Source organism: Vibrio sp. 10N.261.46.A3 (assembly GCF_041472995.1).
In the GTDB taxonomy this organism is placed as follows: Bacteria; Pseudomonadota; Gammaproteobacteria; order Enterobacterales; family Vibrionaceae; genus Vibrio; species Vibrio coralliirubri.
In genome coordinates this window covers 1-262 of record NZ_JBFRRH010000198.1, presented here as the reverse complement: position 1 = coordinate 262, position 262 = coordinate 1, and the positions used below count along the sequence as shown (strand labels likewise).

General features: G+C 48.9%; 2 tRNA genes. Both read right to left on the bottom strand.

Annotated elements, in window-relative coordinates:
• Positions 1-46: 46 nt before the first annotated feature.
• Positions 47-122, bottom strand: a tRNA-Ala gene (locus AB4484_RS26630).
• A gap of 14 nt (positions 123-136) precedes the next feature.
• Positions 137-213, bottom strand: a tRNA-Ile gene (locus AB4484_RS26625).
• Positions 214-262 lie beyond the last annotated feature (49 nt).

The following is a 262-nucleotide window of genomic DNA, read 5'->3' as shown; positions in this document are numbered from 1 at the left end:
TAAAATGAACCATTTTTAAAGACTCTCTTAAGAGAATACTTAAAGATGGTGGAGCTATGCGGGATCGAACCGCAGACCTCCTGCGTGCAAGGCAGGCGCTCTCCCAGCTGAGCTATAGCCCCATCTAGGTCGATATTGGTGGGTCTGAGTGGACTTGAACCACCGACCTCCCGCTTATCAGGCGAGCGCTCTAACCAGCTGAGCTACAGACCCAATATCGTCTCTTAACTTTTCTAAACCTAATCAATCTGTGTGGGTACTC